General features: G+C 66.9%; 19 protein-coding genes. All 19 read left to right on the top strand.

The features are described from left to right. The first annotated feature begins 563 nt into the window (after positions 1–563). Complete coding sequence (locus tag ABTU82_RS15085) at positions 564–866, top strand: YegP family protein (protein ID WP_407174012.1); 303 nt, start codon at positions 564–566, stop codon at positions 864–866. 2 nt (positions 867–868) lie between these two features. Further along, a complete protein-coding gene (locus ABTU82_RS15080) occupies positions 869–1,165 on the top strand; it encodes an HNH endonuclease (RefSeq protein WP_407174011.1) in 297 nt (98 codons plus the stop codon). A gap of 597 nt (positions 1,166–1,762) precedes the next feature. After that, positions 1,763–2,032: a hypothetical protein gene (locus ABTU82_RS15075; RefSeq protein ID WP_407174010.1), complete on the top strand. Its 270-nt coding sequence runs from the start codon at positions 1,763–1,765 to the stop codon at positions 2,030–2,032. Between the two features lie 13 nt (positions 2,033–2,045). Continuing rightward, positions 2,046–3,521: a hypothetical protein gene (locus ABTU82_RS15070; RefSeq protein WP_407174009.1), complete on the top strand. Its 1,476-nt coding sequence runs from the start codon at positions 2,046–2,048 to the stop codon at positions 3,519–3,521. A 12-nt stretch (positions 3,522–3,533) separates the two neighbouring features. Then, positions 3,534–3,746 carry a hypothetical protein gene (locus tag ABTU82_RS15065; RefSeq protein ID WP_407174008.1) on the top strand — a complete coding sequence of 71 codons (213 nt, stop codon included), beginning with the start codon at positions 3,534–3,536 and terminating at the stop codon, positions 3,744–3,746. Positions 3,747–3,756: 10 nt separating this feature from the next. Beyond that, entirely contained in the window at positions 3,757–5,712 is a 1,956-nt protein-coding gene (locus ABTU82_RS15060) for a phage portal protein (protein ID WP_407174007.1), read from the top strand. An 8-nt stretch (positions 5,713–5,720) separates the two neighbouring features. Then, positions 5,721–6,479 carry an HK97 family phage prohead protease gene (locus ABTU82_RS15055; protein WP_407174006.1) on the top strand — a complete coding sequence of 253 codons (759 nt, stop codon included), beginning with the start codon at positions 5,721–5,723 and terminating at the stop codon, positions 6,477–6,479. A gap of 24 nt (positions 6,480–6,503) precedes the next feature. Continuing rightward, entirely contained in the window at positions 6,504–7,799 is a 1,296-nt protein-coding gene (locus ABTU82_RS15050) for a phage major capsid protein (protein WP_407174005.1), read from the top strand. A gap of 116 nt (positions 7,800–7,915) precedes the next feature. Next, the gene (locus tag ABTU82_RS15045) at positions 7,916–8,095 is read left to right on the top strand and encodes a hypothetical protein (protein WP_407174004.1); all 180 of its coding nucleotides are present in this window, start codon (positions 7,916–7,918) and stop codon (positions 8,093–8,095) included. A 50-nt stretch (positions 8,096–8,145) separates the two neighbouring features. Next, on the top strand, positions 8,146–8,643 hold the full coding sequence (locus ABTU82_RS15040) for a hypothetical protein (RefSeq protein ID WP_407174003.1): 498 nt from the start codon (positions 8,146–8,148) through the stop codon (positions 8,641–8,643). After that, complete coding sequence (locus tag ABTU82_RS15035) at positions 8,640–8,981, top strand: hypothetical protein (RefSeq protein WP_407174002.1); 342 nt, start codon at positions 8,640–8,642, stop codon at positions 8,979–8,981. Before ABTU82_RS15040 ends, ABTU82_RS15035 begins: the two co-directional genes overlap by 4 nt. 3 nt (positions 8,982–8,984) lie before the next feature. Further along, the gene (locus tag ABTU82_RS15030; RefSeq protein WP_407174001.1) at positions 8,985–9,242 is read left to right on the top strand and encodes a hypothetical protein; all 258 of its coding nucleotides are present in this window, start codon (positions 8,985–8,987) and stop codon (positions 9,240–9,242) included. Further along, on the top strand, positions 9,235–9,630 hold the full coding sequence (locus ABTU82_RS15025) for a hypothetical protein (protein WP_407174000.1): 396 nt from the start codon (positions 9,235–9,237) through the stop codon (positions 9,628–9,630). The genes ABTU82_RS15030 and ABTU82_RS15025 overlap by 8 nt, the downstream gene beginning before the upstream one ends. 84 nt (positions 9,631–9,714) lie before the next feature. Beyond that, positions 9,715–10,311, top strand: coding sequence for a phage tail tube protein (locus ABTU82_RS15020; protein ID WP_407173999.1), 597 nt, complete (start codon positions 9,715–9,717; stop codon positions 10,309–10,311). Positions 10,312–10,401: 90 nt separating this feature from the next. Then, the gene (locus ABTU82_RS15015) at positions 10,402–10,701 is read left to right on the top strand and encodes a hypothetical protein (RefSeq protein ID WP_407173998.1); all 300 of its coding nucleotides are present in this window, start codon (positions 10,402–10,404) and stop codon (positions 10,699–10,701) included. Positions 10,702–10,739: 38 nt separating this feature from the next. Further along, positions 10,740–11,054, top strand: coding sequence for a hypothetical protein (locus tag ABTU82_RS15010; protein WP_407173997.1), 315 nt, complete (start codon positions 10,740–10,742; stop codon positions 11,052–11,054). A 9-nt stretch (positions 11,055–11,063) separates the two neighbouring features. Further along, on the top strand, positions 11,064–13,613 hold the full coding sequence (locus ABTU82_RS15005) for a phage tail tape measure protein (protein WP_407173996.1): 2,550 nt from the start codon (positions 11,064–11,066) through the stop codon (positions 13,611–13,613). Next, on the top strand, positions 13,614–14,576 hold the full coding sequence (locus tag ABTU82_RS15000) for a hypothetical protein (protein WP_407173995.1): 963 nt from the start codon (positions 13,614–13,616) through the stop codon (positions 14,574–14,576). An 11-nt stretch (positions 14,577–14,587) separates the two neighbouring features. Next, positions 14,588–15,685 (top strand): Gp37-like protein, encoded by a 1,098-nt coding sequence (locus ABTU82_RS14995; protein ID WP_407173994.1) that lies wholly within the window; start codon positions 14,588–14,590, stop codon positions 15,683–15,685.

Genomic DNA, 15,685 nt, shown 5'->3' with positions numbered 1-15,685 from the left:
TGCGGAAAGGCTTCTTATGTCCTCGCGTAAGTCAGTGCCCTGTTCGACCGAATCGGGGGAACGGTGAGCTTATACCGCCCGGATATCAGCGATCGGCTTATGGCTCCGCACGAGGGTGAGGCTGCCGATGAGCGTGATCCTGAGGAGGATCCGAAGTGGTGGGTCGAGGCGTGACACGCCACGGGGGAGCGTTTCCAGCGTTTCCGCTTCATGGGGTAGGCTGTGCCTTGCACAAGAACTATGACTGAGAGCCTCACCTTCGGGTGGGGCTCTCGTCGTTCCAGGTGTCCGGTCAGTGCCCGACCGGCTCCTCCGCCCGCCGGCCGCGCGACCTCAACGTTCGCGGCTCTCGCCGACGTCGCTTGACGGTCCGGCGGGCGCTGTCTTCCCCGCTACTCGGTGACGTGTCCCGGGCTGTGCGGGCTGAAGGTGACTGCCTACGTCGTACGGGTGGTCGACCATGCTGGCCGGGCTGAGCCTGCCGGCGTCGAGTGGGGCGCGATCGGGAACAGGTTGCGCGTGCCGGACGCGCCCGCCCCACTCCACACCTCGAGGGAGATGTCATGGCCGCGATTCTCGGAACCGTGCAGGCGCGCGTGCTGATCCAGGTCGGCGACATGCAGCCCATCGAGGTGGGCGCCATCGAACTCCCCGTGCACGCGGATGTGGTCATCCCAGCCGCGGCCGGCGCCCCCGGCCTTGAGGTCTACGAGCGCGCCGACGAGAAGTGGGCGTGGCGCCTGCGTGCGGCGAACGGTCAGATCATCGCGACCGATGGTGGCCAGGGCTACGAGAACCGTGAGGACTGCGACCGGATGGCGAAGGCCGTGGTCGTCGGCCTGCACGCACCACGCGGCCTCGAGTAGTCGTGGCTGCGGGTGTACCGGGCCGCACTACTGCGCAGCACCGCGCGAACCGTGCCGCTCTCCGCAAGCTGACCGCAGACCACAACCTCCCATGCGCGGTGTGCGGCCAGGCGATCAACACGAAGCTCCCCCGTACCGACAAGGACTCCTTCGAGTACGGGCACATCAAGTCGGTGAAGACGCACCCCGAGCTCGCCGACGACCCATCCAACGGTCAGCCCGAGCATCAACGCTGCAACCGCAGCAAGGGCGCAGGTGACGGGCGGCCCGCTCTCGGCGATCCGTCCGAGGTCTGGTGAGACGACAGGAGGTCGGCGTGCTCATACACTTCGGGTCCCCTCCCGGCAGCCAGTACGCGGAGCCAGATCCGCAGCCCTCGTCGTTCAACCACTTCGGGTCGCAGGCAGCCGGGACCGGCGAGACGAAGCCCAGCCCGGTCGTCTAGAGGCCGAGGACGTCACGTACTACGGGGTTTCGAGTCCCCTGCGTAGCCCATGGGCGAGCGCGAAGCCACATGGTGGCAGTGGCCCCAGCGTGGTAACGCCGGTTCGAATCCGGTCCGGGCCCCATGCCTCACCCCCACCGGGGAGGGGCGTTCGAATCTCTACCATCCCCTCCCCAGATCACTTCACCGGTAGTGATCTGTACCCCTCCGGGCAGTGCTGTCCCATGTCCCACCCTCGGAGGTGGTCGTCGTGCCGATGACACCTGAAGAGAAGCGGAAGCGGGAACGGGAGCGAAAAGCCCGTCAGCGTCAAGCGGCTCGAGAGAAACCGAAGCTCGCCGCCCTCCCCCAGATCGGTCCGGGTTCGGATGCGGGACACGGGACAGATGGTGGGACACAGGGCGGAACAGACGGTGACGCGGGGCTGAGCAACTACCGTGCCGCGCAGGACATGATCGACACGATCGAGGTGCCGCCGACGCAGAAGTGGCGGGCGGCCTTGGTGCTGCAGCTGGCCCGTGACATCGACTCGCCGTTCGCGATCCCCCAGCGGGCGTCGCTCGCTGCTCGGTACGCCGAGAACATCGAAGCGCTCATGGCGGCCGCGAAGCCGCGCGAGCGCGACCCGCTGTTCGAGATGCGTCGCGCCTTCTATCAGGGAGACGTACGTGGTATCGACGACGACCCGGAAGCGAAGCGCCCCGTCCGGCGCAAGGCGTAGCGCGCCGCGGCGGGTGAAGGGGCACGAGGTTCCTCGGGTCTTCACGCCGCCGCGGCGACCGCTCACACCGAAGACATCGGCCGGGTACGCTGCGATCCACTTCGCCCTGTGGTTGCACGATCAGCTCGCCGGCACGCAATTCGAGGAACTCGCCCCGAAGCTCAACCCGTGGCAGCGATGGTTCCTGATCCACGCGCTCGAGCTGAACCCTGATGGCACGTACCGGTTCAAGACGGTGCTGCTGTGGGTGGCACGTCAGAACGGGAAGACGTTCATCGTCGCCCTGCTGATCCTCTTCCGCATGTACATCGACGGCGACGCCCAGATCATCGGGGTAGCTCAGAAGCTCGCGACGGCGAAGAAGACCTACGAGCACGCGCAGAAGATCATCGACGCAATACCTCGCCTGGCGCAGGAGCGCGGCAAGACGAACGCGATCAACGGCGAGCTGTGGTTCGAGCTCACCGGCGGCCAGCGGTACTGGGTCGACTCCGCCGACAACGGCGGCCGCGGCCTCACGTTCGATCTAGTGTTCGTCGACGAGATCCTGAAGCACAAGACGTTCAAGGCTTGGTCGTCGCTGTCTAAGACGACCGCCGCCCGCCGCCGCTCGCAGCTCATCGCCGCGTCGAACGCTGGCGACATGGACGCGATCGTGCAACGCCATCTGCACAAGATGGCCGTCGACGCGATCGAGGCGAACGACGACGAGACGACCATAGGCCTGTTCTGGTGGTCGCCGCCGCCGCAGATGCCGTTGGACTCGCCAGAGGCGTGGGCCTACTCGAACCCGTCGATGAACTACAACCTGCCGCAGGAGAACCTCGCGTCGTACTGGGTATCTGACCCGGCGCCCGTGTTCGCATCCGAGGTCGGGAACGTGTTCGTCGACTCGTCGACGGGCGGCCCGTTCCAGCCCGGGAAGTGGATGGAAGGGTTCGACCGGATCTCGAAGCGCGCTCCAGATAGCCCCGTCTACCTGTGCGTAGAGCTGTCGTGGGATCGAAGCTGGGGGCACATCGCCTTCGCCTCGTACCGTGAAGATGGGCTCGCCCACGTCGGCATCATGATCTCCCGCCCCGGAAGCGACTGGATCGTCCCGTGGCTGCAGTCGCCAGAGCGCACGTTCACCCCGGCCGCGATCACCTTCCAGACCAAGGGCGCTCCGGTGTCATCGCTCGTCACCGAGTTCACCGACGCCGACATCGAAGTGACGGACTGGGGCGGCGCGGACCTGAACCGCGCGGCCGGTCTGCTGCTCGACGGCGTCAACCTCGGCAAGATCCGACACCGCAATCAGCCGGTGCTCGACGTAGCTGCTGGCACCGCGGTGATGAAGAGCCTCGGCGGCGGCTACGTCGTCGACTCGAAAGGCTCCCCCGGCGACGCGTCGCCGCTGTGGGCAGTGGCCGGGGCGTACTGGCTGCTGAAGAACCCGCCCGAGCAGTTCCAGTCTGCGTACGAGGAAAACGACCTGATGGTGGTCTGAGAGGCGGCGTCCATGCTCGGTGCATTCCGGCGGGTGATCACCCGGCGCAAGGTGATCGTCAACATGCTCGATGGCACGTCTATCGCGGGGATCTTCTACGACCAGGACGGTCCCCTGCTGGTGATCAAGAACGCGCAGTACATGGAACCGGGCGCGCAGCCCGTCGAGCTCGACGGGGATGCAGTCATCGAGCGCGACAAAGTCCTGTTCATCCAGGCGCCCTGAGGAGGCTCGAATGGTCTTCGCTGTCTCCGAGGGGAAGCTCCTCGCCGTCCAGAAGCCGACGTACGCGGCGCCCACCGCGCTGCGGATCTCCGATGATCTGTCGGAGGACTACGCGTCGCTCTACCGCAAGCAGCCGGCCGTGCGCACGGTGGTCGACTTCCTCGCACGCAACGTCGCGCAGCTCTCGTTGCAGACGTTCGAGCGCGTCGGGGACACCGACCGCCGGCGCCTGACCGACCATCCGCTCGCGCAGATGCTGCGCACACCGAACCCGTACACGACCAGCTACCGGCTGATCCGTGACCTCATCAGCGACCGCGGGATCTACGACCGTGCGCTCTGGGTGAAGGTGTTCCAGGATGGCCGGAACATGCTCGTGCGGGTCCCGCCCCGGCTGTGGACCATCGACGAGAACGACAACTGGCTCCGCCCGACGCAGTTCATCATCAAGGGCAACCGTGGTGAGGCGACACTGTCGGCCGACCGGGTCGTCTACTTCCGCGGCTACAACCCGGAGGATGAGCGCTACGGTCTCTCCCCCATCGAGTCGCTTCGACGCATCCTCTCCGAGGAATATGCGGCGGGTCAGATGCGCGAGCAGGTACTCCGAAACGGAGCCCGAGTGTCGGGCTACATCGAACGTCCCGCGGGCGCGGACTGGTCGCAAGCGAATCGCGATCGGTTCCGTGCAGGGTGGCGCGCACAGTACAGCGGACAGTCAGCGTCCGAGGGTGGCGGAACGCCGATCCTCGAGGACGGGATGAAGTTCGTCAGCGCGTCGCAGACGGCCGCTGACCTGCAGTACATCGAGGCTCGCAAGCTGTCCCGCGAGGAGGCCGCGGCCGCGTACTTCATCCCGCCGCCGATGGTCGGCATCCTCGACCACGCGACGTTCGGCAACATCACCGAGCAGCACAAGATGCTCTATCAGGACACCCTCGGCCCGATCCTGCAGGACATCCAGCAGGAGATCGAACTGCAGGTGCTCCCGGACTTCGACAACACGGAGCGCGTGTACGTCGAGTTCAACATGATGGAGAAGCTCCGCGGATCCTTCGAAGAGCAGGCCGCACAGCTGCAGACCAGCGTCGGCGCACCGTTCCTCACGCGGAACGAGGCGCGCGGCCGGGCCAACCTGCCGAGCGTGGAAGGCGGCGACGAGCTTGTCGTCCCGCTGAACGTGCTCGTCGGCGGCCAGGCTTCGCCGCGGGACGGCGTGACTGCTGGCGGCGGGGGCACGGTCGAGGATCTGGGAGTCCTGGATGCGGAGGTCGTGAAGGCGCGCCTCACCATCCAGACCAAGGCGCGCCCTGACCGCCCGTACATCACGAAGGCCACTCAGGTGCTCGCGGACTTCTTCACCCGACAGGCACAGGTGGTGAAGTCCAACCTCGGCGCGAAGGCAGATGCCAGCTGGTGGGATTCCGCACGCTGGAACCGCGAGCTCGCGGATTCTCTCTTCGCCGTGTCGTCGGTCGTGACCGAAGCGGTCGCAATCAAGCAGATCGAGCGGATGGGCCTGAACCCGGACGACTTCGATCTCAACCGCACGCTGAACTACCTGCGGGCGGTGGCGAAGTCGAACGCCGAGAGCATCAACGCGGCGACGGAGTCCGAGATCTCGGACGCGCTCGACTCGGATGAGGACCCACTCGACGCGGTCTCGTACGTCTTCGAGAAGGCGACGAGCTCGCGGGCGGACCAGGCGGGCCTCACGCTCGCGACGGCCGTGGCCGGGTTCGCATCGGTCGAGGCAGTCGAGCAGGTGCGCGGCACCCGCTCGGCGACGAAGACGTGGATCACCACCTCTTCGAACCCCCGGGCATCGCACGCAGCGATGAACGGCGAGACCGTGCCGATCGACGACACGTTCTCGAACGGCGCCCGATGGCCGGGCGACAGCTCAGCACTCGATGTCGACGACATCGCGGGTTGCGGCTGTGACGTGCAGATCAGTTTCGAATAGGAGGAGCGATGCTCACCAAGGCATGTGACGTACAGGTCAAGGCGGTAGGCATCGACGATGCCCTCGACGAGGGCGTATTCGAAGCGATCGTCAGCGTGTTCGGGAACGTGGATAGCTACGGCGACCGCGTGCTCAAGGGCGCCTTCGAGAAGACACTCAGCGACTGGGCCACCTCCGGCGATCCGATCCCGGTCTACTGGTCGCATCGGATGGATGACCCCGACTTCAACATCGGGCACGTCCTCGAAGCGAAGGAGACCGACGAGGGGCTCTGGGTCAAGGCGCAGATGGACCTCGAGGGCCCGAAGGCTCAGCAGGTCTACCGCCTGCTCAAGGGGCGTCGGGTCACGCAATTCTCGTTCGCGTACGACGTCGAGTCGTACCGCGTCGTGAAGGGCCCGGATGACGAAGAGTCCGTCTGGGAGCTCGAGCAGCTGAAACTCTACGAGGTTGGACCGACTCCGATCGGCGCCAACCAGTCCACCGAACTTCTCAGCGTGAAGGCGGCCGGGCACCACGCCCAGCACCTCGCGGCTGGGCTCAAGGCCGGCCGGGTCCTCTCGGCCAAGAACGAGGACGAACTCCGCACCGCGCACGAAGCAATCGGCAAGGTGCTGTCCGCCCTCACCACAGAAGACGAAAGCAAGGCCAGCGAAAGCGAGCCGGTCAAGGTCGACGAGCCCTCCGGGGCGAAGGCCGATGAACCCATGCGCACATCGTCCGCCACGGCACGTCTGCACCTGGACCTCGCAACCGCTGAGGTCTGACTTTCAATCCCAGAAGGAGGGGTCATGGAGACCCTGGAAGTACAGATGCGGGCCGAGCTCAAGGCAGCTCGCGACATCGCAGCCAAGCACGAAGGCGATATCCCTTCGGATGACCTCGCCATCGCGAACACCCACCTGAAGAAGTACGGGGAGCTGAAGGCCGAGTTCGAGAAGGGCAAGGAGTCCGACGCGGTCAAGGCCGCGCTCGACTCCATCGGCTTCGACCTCGGTCTCGAGCGGGCTCCCAGCAAGTCGGCCCCGAGCACGTTCGAGCAGCCGAAGAAGCTGAAGACGATCGGCGAAATGTTCGTCGAGTCGGAGCAGTACGCGACCCTGATGAAGCAGTTCCCGAGCGGAACCATCAACTCCAAGGCCCGGGTCGAGTCCGCACCGATGGGCGTCAAGGCGCTCGTCACCGGCGCGGGCGACACATCCGGCGGCGCGTTCGTCACGCCAGACCGTCAGTCCGACCTCGAGCTTCTCGGCCGCCGCCCGCTCACGGTGCGCGACCTGATCTCGGTGCGGCAGACCACGTCGGACACCGTCGAGTTCGTGCAGCAGCTCACGCAGCTGAGCGCGGCCGACGTCGTCGCGGAGGCCACGAGCGCTGCGGCGCCCACGGCTCCCGGATCGGCGGGCGCTCTGGTGCTCAACGCCGGCGGCGGGTACAAGCCCGAAGGGTCGATGACCTTCCAGGTCGTCACCGCGACGGTGAAGACCCTCGCCGAGTGGGTGCCGGCCACGAAGCGCGGCCTCGCCGACGCGTCGCAGCTCCGCGGCCTCATCGACCAGGAGCTCCGCGACGACCTCGCGGAAGCCGAGGAAGATGAGATCGTCAACGGCTCCGGATCCGGCGAGCACCTCACCGGCATCCTGAACACCTCGGGCATCCAGGCCCAGGCGTACGCCGCGACGGTGACCGACCTGGACCCGCTGCTCGAGACGACCCTCAAGGCGAAGACCAAGGTCAAGACCGTGGGCCGCTCGATCGCGACCGGCTACATGCTCAACCCGGCGGACTGGGAGAAGATCCAGCTCGCGCGTCTCGCGAAGAACCCGCAGAACGAAGCCATCGCAGGCGCCATCCCGACTCTCCACGGCCTGCCCGTGGTCGAGTCGGAGGCAATCGCGGCGGGCGTCGGCCTGGTCGGCGACTTCCGCAAGGCGGTCCTCTGGGACCGGGAGCAGGCGTCGATCACGGCGACCGACTCGCACGCGGACTTCTTCATCCGCAACCTCGTGGCGATCCTCGGCGAGGAGCGCGTCGCATTCGGTGTGACCCGACCGAAGGCGTTCGTCACGATCGACCTGACCGCGTAAGTCGAGAGGGGGCCACCGTGGCGAAATGCAAGGTCTGCGGCGAGCCGCACAGCTCGTGCGGACCTGCAACCACGGTGGTCCCCGTCGACGAACGAGTCATCGAAGGAGGGAACCAAGTGGGTCTCAAGCGATACGAGGTGCACGTCGATGGACGTCACCCGCACACGACCACGCTGATGCTGTCCGAAGAGGACGCGAAGCGCATGGGCGTGCTCGAAGAGAAATCGAGCACGGCCGAGAACACTGCGCGCAAGCCGCGCAACAAGGCAGCGACGGCCAGCAACAAGGCCGACTGAACGAAGGGGGGCTGGGGATGTCACTCGCAAGTTTCGCTACTCCGCAGCAGATGGAAGATCGCTCTCGCGGCGACATCCCCAGAGACACCCCCTTCCTACAGGAGGCCCTCGACGCCGCGTCCACGCGGATCCGCAACCGGTGCGAGTGGCACATCTTCCCCGAGATCAGCGAGCTCGGCTACCGCCTCCGCGCCCGTCAGGGCGTGAGCACGTGGCTGCCGACCGCGCACCTCGTGACGATCGATTCCCTCACCACCCAGGCCGGGGCCGACGTTGACGTCGAGTCCCTGCAGTGGTGGCGAGACGGACACGTCGAGGGGATCCCATCGACCGGCATCTCCATCATGAACTTCACCCACGGCTACGAGGAGGCGCCGGCCGACCTCGTGGCACTGTGCCTGGCGCTCACCGTGGGTGATCTAGTCGCGCGCGGCGTGCTGCGCGAGCAGACGCTCACCTCATCGATCACATGGGACCGCGCATCGGGGGCTCTGACCCAGGCGGACAAGGCAGACCTGATGGCCTACATGATCGGCTACCAGCCGTGAGCCGATCATCGTTCGCGAAGCTGACGGTGACGCGACTCCGATTCCCCATGCGCGATGACTTCGGCGCGCAGGTCCCGGACTACGACGAGGAACCGGACGAGCTCGAGATATCGGGCTGCTGGTACGAGCCGACGACGTCGACCGAGGTGCGCGACGGTCGCACCGCCGTGTTCACCGGTTACACGATCGACGCGCCCGCCGGCGCGGACGTGATTGCGGTCGACCGGGTCCGTGTGGCCGGGTCCGACTTCGACGTCGAGGGCGAACCGCTGAGCGTTCCGTCACCGACCGGCACGCTCGCATCGAAGCGCATCGTCGTCGGCGCGTGGGAGGGGTAGATCGTGGCATCGCAGGTTCGCATCGAAATGAACCCCGCCGGGTTCGCCGCCATCCTCAAATCCCCCGAGGTGCAGGCTGATCTTCGCCGCCGGGCCGAGGCCATCGCCGCCGCCGCTGGCGGGGGCCCGGACTTCGAGGTCGATTCGCGGATCGGGTCGACGCGTGCTCGCGCTTCGGTATTCACCGCCACGACGGAGGGTCGGCTCGCTGAGGCCACTGACCGTGTCCTCACGAACGCGCTGGACGCGGGCCGTGGCTGATCCGATCTCCGTCACCCAGACCGTATGCGACTACCTCACAGCCGGGCTACCCGGGACCCTGAAGGCGTACGGACGCGTCCCGTCCCCGCGCCCGAAGAAGTTCGTCCGCGTCCGCGTGACGGGCGGCGGCGGAGGAAGCCTCGTCACGATCAACCCGACCGTGACGGTGGAGGCGTACGCGTCAGCTGAGTCGGACGCGGAGCAGCTCGCAGAGACGTGCGACTACCTCATGCGGCAGGCCGACATCGTCGGATGGCTCGGCGACGTCCCGTGCCGATCGGTCGAGGCATTCGCCCGGCCCGGCGTCCTGCCTGATCCACTCACACCGGATCAGGGGCGATTCACCGCGCTGTACTCGCTGGTGCTGAAGTCGCCCCTCACCCTCTGATCTCCCCGCCCAGGGGCCGGTTCCCAACCATCGCACCGCCCGACCGGGTGGTGTCTTTCACGCAGCCCAGAAAGGGGCTATCGCATGGCAAACAACAACGCGAAGAAGGTGATCGCCGGTAAGCCCGTTCCGGTCTCGGGCGGCGTTCGCGTCGGGCCCATCGGCACGGCGATCCCCACGGCCGCTTCCGGGTCGCTCGACGCTGCCCTCATCGGGGCTGGCTACGTCGCGAACGGCGGCGTCACCAAGTCGGAGGCGCGCGAGTCGCGCGTCACGAACGACTGGGGCGGACTCCCGATCAAGCGGACCCAGACCTCGTTCGGCGGACAGTTCAAGTTCGCGTTCCTCGAGTACCTGAACGGGGACACGGCGAAGACGATCTACGGCGAGGACGCGGTCACCGTCTCGGCGGCGACGAGCTCGCACGGCGAGCAGATCAACATCGCCGTGTCCGGCAAGGAGGCTCCGCACCTGGTGTGGGTCTTCGACATGGCAGACGGCGACGCGATCCTCCGGATCGCTATCCCGGACGGCCAGGTCACGGCGGTCGGCGACACCGTCTTCTCGGCGACGGACGACGCAGTGCGCGACATCACGATCGACTGCTTCCCCGACGAGGACGGCAACTACTGGTACGAGCTCGGCGACGACGGAGTGAAGACCTCCTCCGGCGGGGCGTAACCACCACGATCGGCGAGCCGGGCGGACGGGAACCCCGTCCGGCTCGCCACCTCACACCACCCGGTTCCCACATCACAGGAGGTTCCCACCATGACCACGTTCAACGTGCCGGCGTCGAAGGCGTCGATCAAGCAGAACCAGTTCGAGTTCTCATTCCCCGGGTCGAAGGAAGTTCTCTCGGTCCCGAAGCTTCGCTTCCTCAAGCCCGGCCTGATGCGCGAGCTCGACTCGTCGGTCAACAAGATCGACCGCGTCTACCTGCTCCTCGAGCACTACCACCCCGGCGTCATCGACAACTTCGAAGGACTCGACCAGCTCGAGGCGTTCTACACCGCGTGGGCGGAGGCGTCCGGAATCTCCATGGGGGAATCCTCGGACTCCTCCGAGTAGTCGCCGAGCACGAGGAAGCGATCCGCTACGACCTGTTCATGGCGGGTCGCTCCCTCGACGCGCTGGGCACGGAGGAGCTGTCGTGGGTAGATCTGCGGGCGATAGTCCGCTGGTCACCAGCGACGTCGGCATACGCGCGCAGCGTCCGCGGCGACCTCGCCCCTTGGGTGGACCTGCCGACGCAGCTGCTCGCTGAAGCGGTCAACGCGCTGCGAGGCGCGAACTGGCAGCGCGGCGGCGGCAAGGGCACGAAGCCGAAGCCGATCGCCCCGCCGGCAGCGAAGACGGACGTCGGACACCTGATGTCGATGGACGAGCTCGACAAGCGTATGGGGTGGTCTCCCCGGAGATAGGCGGTGCAGATGTCCACCGAGCTGGCTACCGCCTATATAGCGCTCGTCCCATCCATGAAGGGCGCGCAGGGAGAGATCGCAAAGTCGATCCTCCCGGACGCGCAAGCAGCCGGTGACAACGCCGGCAAGGAGTCGGGCAGCCGCTTCGGCGCAGCCTTCAAGGGCGCGCTCGGAGCGGCTGCCATCGGCGCAGCCGTCGTCGCGGGATTCGCCGGCCTCTACAAGGTCGGGTCGATCTTCGACGACGTATCCGACACGATCCGCGTCGGCACCGGCGCCACGGGCGAAGCACTACGCGGCCTCGAGGAAGACGCGAAGCGCGTCGCCCAGACGGTGCCTGCATCGTTCGAGTCGGCCGGCCAGACAGTCGCGGACCTGAACACCCGACTCGGCCTCAGCGGCACCACCCTGCAGACCGTCGCATCGCAGTACCTCGAAGCCGGACGCATCCTCGGCGAAGAAGTCGACATCAACGCCACTACCGCTGCGTTCTCCGCCTTCGGCATCGAGGGCGACGCAGTATCCGGCGCGATGGACGACCTCTTCCGCGTATCCCAGGCCACCGGCGTCGGGATGAACGAGCTCGCCGGCTCGGTGCAGAAAAACGCACCCGCAGTCCAGGCGCTCGGCTTCTCCTTCCTCGAGACCGCATCGCTCGCGGGCTCGCTCGACAAGGCCGGTCTCAACACCGGCCAGGTCATGGGTGCGCTCTCGAAGTCGCTCGTCACTCTGGCGAAGAGCGGCGAGGAACCGCAGGACGCGTTCCGCCGGACCGTCGACGAAATCGGCGGGTTCATCGACGCCGGCAACACTGCCGCGGCGATCGACCTCGCGGGCAAGGTCTTCGGCACCCGCGGCGCATCTCAGCTGGTCGGCGCGATCCAGTCCGGGACGCTGGCGCTCGACGACCTCGTCGCATCGGCTGGCACCACGGACGACACCATCCTCGGCGTCGCATCGGAGACGCGCGACTTCGCCGAGTCATGGCAGCTGCTTAAGAACAACGCTCTCGGCGCCATCGAACCCATCGGGTCGGCGGTCTTCGGACTCGCGTCCGGCGCGATGGCACAGGTAGCCGACGCGGCTATCGCCCTCTCGCCCCTCATCGCGGGCGCGTTCGAGCGAGTGCTCCCGGTCATCTCCACAGTGTTCGAGGGGGTATCGGCTCTCGGGTCGCTGCTGTTCGCGGGCGACTTCACCGGTGGGCTATCGAAGGTCTTCGGGATCCAAGAGGATGACCCGCTGGTCGGCACGATCCTCAGCATTCGCGACGCGTTCGCAGGCGTGTTCACCGCGATCGGCCCGCTGGTCGGCGTCGTCGTGTCGCTCTGGACCCAGTTCTCCCCGCTCTCGCTCATCCTTCAGGCGCTCATGCCGGTGCTGCCCATGCTGCTCGACGCGTTCGTCGGGCTGGCGACAGTCCTCGGCGGGACGCTGGCGTCCGTGCTCGGGACGCTCGTGGCGGCGCTGACGCCGGTGATCGAGATGCTCGCGGGCGAACTGTCCAACGTGCTCGTGACGCTCGCGCCGGTCATCGTGACGGTGGCGACGACCATCGCATCGGTGCTGGCTACAGCTCTGCAGGCTCTTTCTCCATTGCTGTCGCTCGTCGTCGGGCTGATCGGCTCCGTCCTCGGTGCAGTACTGCCGCTGATCGAGCCCATCCTCAGCCTGGCCATGGCGTTTCTGCCGCTGCTGCAGCCGATCATCCAGCTCGTCGGGTCGTTGCTCACACCGCTGATCGGTCTTCTGACCGCGATCCTCACCCCGGTGCTGGCCCTGATCAGTCCGCTGGTCGACCTTCTGGCCGGCGCACTCGGAGTCGTGATCGGCGTGCTCACCACGCTGATCGGCTGGATAGTGCAGGGGATCACCTGGTTCATCCAGCTGGTCACCGGGTCGCAGACCGCGCAGGCAGGTATCACCGCCGCATGGTCCGCGGTCGGATCGTTCTTCGGTCAGGTCTGGTCGAACATCATCGGGTTCTTCTCCAACGGGATCGCCCAGGTGATGGGGTTCGTGAGCGGACTTCGCGACACGGTCGTCGGCGTCCTGCAGGGCGCCGGGAGGTGGTTGGTCGACTCCGGCCGCGCGATCATCCAGGGACTGATCGACGGCATCCTCGGCATGATCAACAACGTCGGCAACGCCATCGGCGGGGTCATGGACTTCATCGGCGGGTTCTTCCCGCGTTCGCCCGCCAAGCGCGGCCCATTCTCCGGGGCCGGGTGGACCAGGGTGAAGAAATCCGGCGGCGCTCTAGGCGACCAGTTCACGCAAGGGTTCGCCGAGGCAGCGTCCCTGGATGCCGCCATGAGCGGCATCACCGACGTGACCCCAGCATCGGCGTTCTACCCGCGCAACACCGCGGCGGTGGCGCCAGAAGCGCTGAACAGCGCGGGCTACGCGCTCGAGCCCTCAGCCGGAAGCGGCGACACGTTCTACTTCCAGGGCGTGACCACCGACACGGCGGCCGACGAGATCGGATCCGTCATCGAGAAGAAGAAGCGTCGCAGGGTCATCCGTTCGGGTGCGCTGCGCGCGGCGGGGGTGAAGTAGATGAGTTTCCCCCTGATCCTCGCCTCCGGCCCGGTGGCTCCGCCCGTCGCGGGGTCACCGTGGTCGGACATCTCGCTCACATGGATCGGACCTGACGGGTCAGTCTGGGATCTGCGGGACTGGCGCAGCGGGGTGTTCGTCACCCGCGACGGCATCGAGGGCCTCCACTTCCCGAAGGTCACCCGAGCGATCTCGCGCTCGGGCGCGATCCCCGGTCATCGTGTCCGAGGATGGCGCGCCGAGGCGCGTGACGTGTTCTGGCGGACGTTCGTATGGGCCGACGCCTCTGAGGAATGGCTCGAGCGGTACGAGGCGTTCTTCGCCACCCTCCACCCGCTGAACGCAGGCCGCTGGATCGTCCAGCCAGAGGGCCGCCCTGCGCGGTCGGTGGAGCTCACCGCGGTGCTGGACGACTCGTACTCCTACGAGCGCGACCCCTACCGTGCGGGCTGGGCAGAGTACCCGATCACGCTTGAGGCGGCGCAGCCCTTCTGGCAAGGCGAACGCGTACGTCGCGGACCCTGGCGGGCCCCGGACACGCAGGACTTCTTCCCCGGCCCACCGTTCACGATCTCGTCATCTTCCGCCTTCGGTTCGGCGAGCATCCCCAACGCCGGCGACGTCGACGCGTGGGGAGTGTGGTGGGCGGTCGGTCCCCTGACGTCGATCGAACTCGGCATCGGTGAGGCCGTCATCCGGCCGCCGTTCGAGCTACTCGACGGCGAGATGCTTCGAATCGACACTGACCCGCGACACCCGACCGCGCTCCTCGGGCCGGCGACGGTCGACGGAGACGGACAGATCGACACCGACTCGTTCGTCGGGTCGGACGTCACCCGCGACCTCGGCCTGCAGGACTACGCGGCCGTACCGCCCGGCGGGTCCGTCGATCTGCATGTCGAGGCGACCGGCTCCGGGTCCGTGCTGTTCGATCTCGTCCCGCTTCACTTCCGCGCGTTCTGAGAGGGGCACGAATGGACGGTCACCGATTCGTCATCTACGACTCGGAAGACAACTACGAGCTCGAACTATCCGGGCTCGAAGCGAGCAGCGAGCTGCCGCCGAATCAGATCCCGACCGCATCGTTCGTTCTTGACGACGATGACTCTGCTCTGGCGGCCGTAACTGCCCCGGGCGCACGGTGCGGGGTCTGGTTCCGAGGTATCGAGCGATTCCGGGGCCGCATCGAGTCGACCCCAGGAGAGGGCCCGCAAGGGTTCATCACCGCGAACATCGAGGGCGACATCAGGAAGCTGTGGGACTGGCACGGTCGTCAGGTGCCCGGCGCAGCGCTCGACGCTCAGGCGTCCGAGTACCGCGTGTACACGGGGAAGACGGAGTCCGTCGTCAAAGCGGCGCTGGCCGAGAACTTTGCGCGACTCGGTGTGCCCTGGACCGTCGCGCCGAGCCTCGACCGCGGCGTCACCGTGCGCGTCGAATTCCGGATGCACCCGCTCGCCGACAAGCTCATCCCTATCCTCGACGCCGCGGGGCTGATCCTCACCCTCGAGTACACCGAAACCGGTGTCGTCGTCGACGTGCGGGAGCCCGACACGGTGCCCGGCGTGCTCACCCTGGAGACAGGTATCCCCGACGCGTACTCCTTCGGGATGTCCGCACCCACCGCTACGCGCGTCATCGTCGGCGGCCGTGGCGAGGGTGTCGAGCGGGAGTTCCTCGAGGTTCGAGACGACGACCGTGAGGCCGAGTGGGGCGACATCATCGAGAGCTTCACCGACGCCCGAAACACCGAAGAGGGATCCGATCTATCCGTCGACGGGCTGCAGGCCCTCGCCGAGGGTGCGCCTCGGGTCAGCATCACGACGGACCTCGTCGAGACCGAACGGTTCATGTTCGGCAGCACCTACCTCGTCGGCGATCTCGTGCACGTCAAGGTCGGGCCCGTCGACACGACCCAGCGGCTCTCGGTATCCATCACCGAATCGGCAGACAGCGGCGTGGAAGTCACGCCCCGCATCGGGGAGATCGACGACTCCGCCGACATTGAGGTGCGCCTCGCTCAGCAGCTTGCCGCGCTCGCGCGCGGCGTGCGCGACCAGGGAAGAAGGTAG

The organism is Microbacterium deferens, from assembly GCF_045517775.1.
Taxonomy (GTDB): Bacteria; Actinomycetota; Actinomycetes; order Actinomycetales; family Microbacteriaceae; genus Microbacterium.
Note: the sequence above shows the minus strand (reverse complement) of the source record. Positions and strands in the feature narration are given on the sequence as shown.

Coding starts and splice junctions, on each gene's coding strand:
- ABTU82_RS15085 (WP_407174012.1), top strand. CDS start 564: ATGGCCGCGATTCTCGGAACCGTGCAGGCGCGCGTGCTGATCCAGGTC.
- ABTU82_RS15075 (WP_407174010.1), top strand. CDS start 1,763: ATGATCGACACGATCGAGGTGCCGCCGACGCAGAAGTGGCGGGCGGCC.
- ABTU82_RS15065 (WP_407174008.1), top strand. CDS start 3,534: ATGCTCGGTGCATTCCGGCGGGTGATCACCCGGCGCAAGGTGATCGTC.
- ABTU82_RS15060 (WP_407174007.1), top strand. CDS start 3,757: ATGGTCTTCGCTGTCTCCGAGGGGAAGCTCCTCGCCGTCCAGAAGCCG.
- ABTU82_RS15055 (WP_407174006.1), top strand. CDS start 5,721: ATGCTCACCAAGGCATGTGACGTACAGGTCAAGGCGGTAGGCATCGAC.
- ABTU82_RS15050 (WP_407174005.1), top strand. CDS start 6,504: ATGGAGACCCTGGAAGTACAGATGCGGGCCGAGCTCAAGGCAGCTCGC.
- ABTU82_RS15040 (WP_407174003.1), top strand. CDS start 8,146: ATGGAAGATCGCTCTCGCGGCGACATCCCCAGAGACACCCCCTTCCTA.
- ABTU82_RS15020 (WP_407173999.1), top strand. CDS start 9,715: ATGGCAAACAACAACGCGAAGAAGGTGATCGCCGGTAAGCCCGTTCCG.
- ABTU82_RS15015 (WP_407173998.1), top strand. CDS start 10,402: ATGACCACGTTCAACGTGCCGGCGTCGAAGGCGTCGATCAAGCAGAAC.
- ABTU82_RS15010 (WP_407173997.1), top strand. CDS start 10,740: ATGGCGGGTCGCTCCCTCGACGCGCTGGGCACGGAGGAGCTGTCGTGG.
- ABTU82_RS15005 (WP_407173996.1), top strand. CDS start 11,064: ATGTCCACCGAGCTGGCTACCGCCTATATAGCGCTCGTCCCATCCATG.
- ABTU82_RS15000 (WP_407173995.1), top strand. CDS start 13,614: ATGAGTTTCCCCCTGATCCTCGCCTCCGGCCCGGTGGCTCCGCCCGTC.
- ABTU82_RS14995 (WP_407173994.1), top strand. CDS start 14,588: ATGGACGGTCACCGATTCGTCATCTACGACTCGGAAGACAACTACGAG.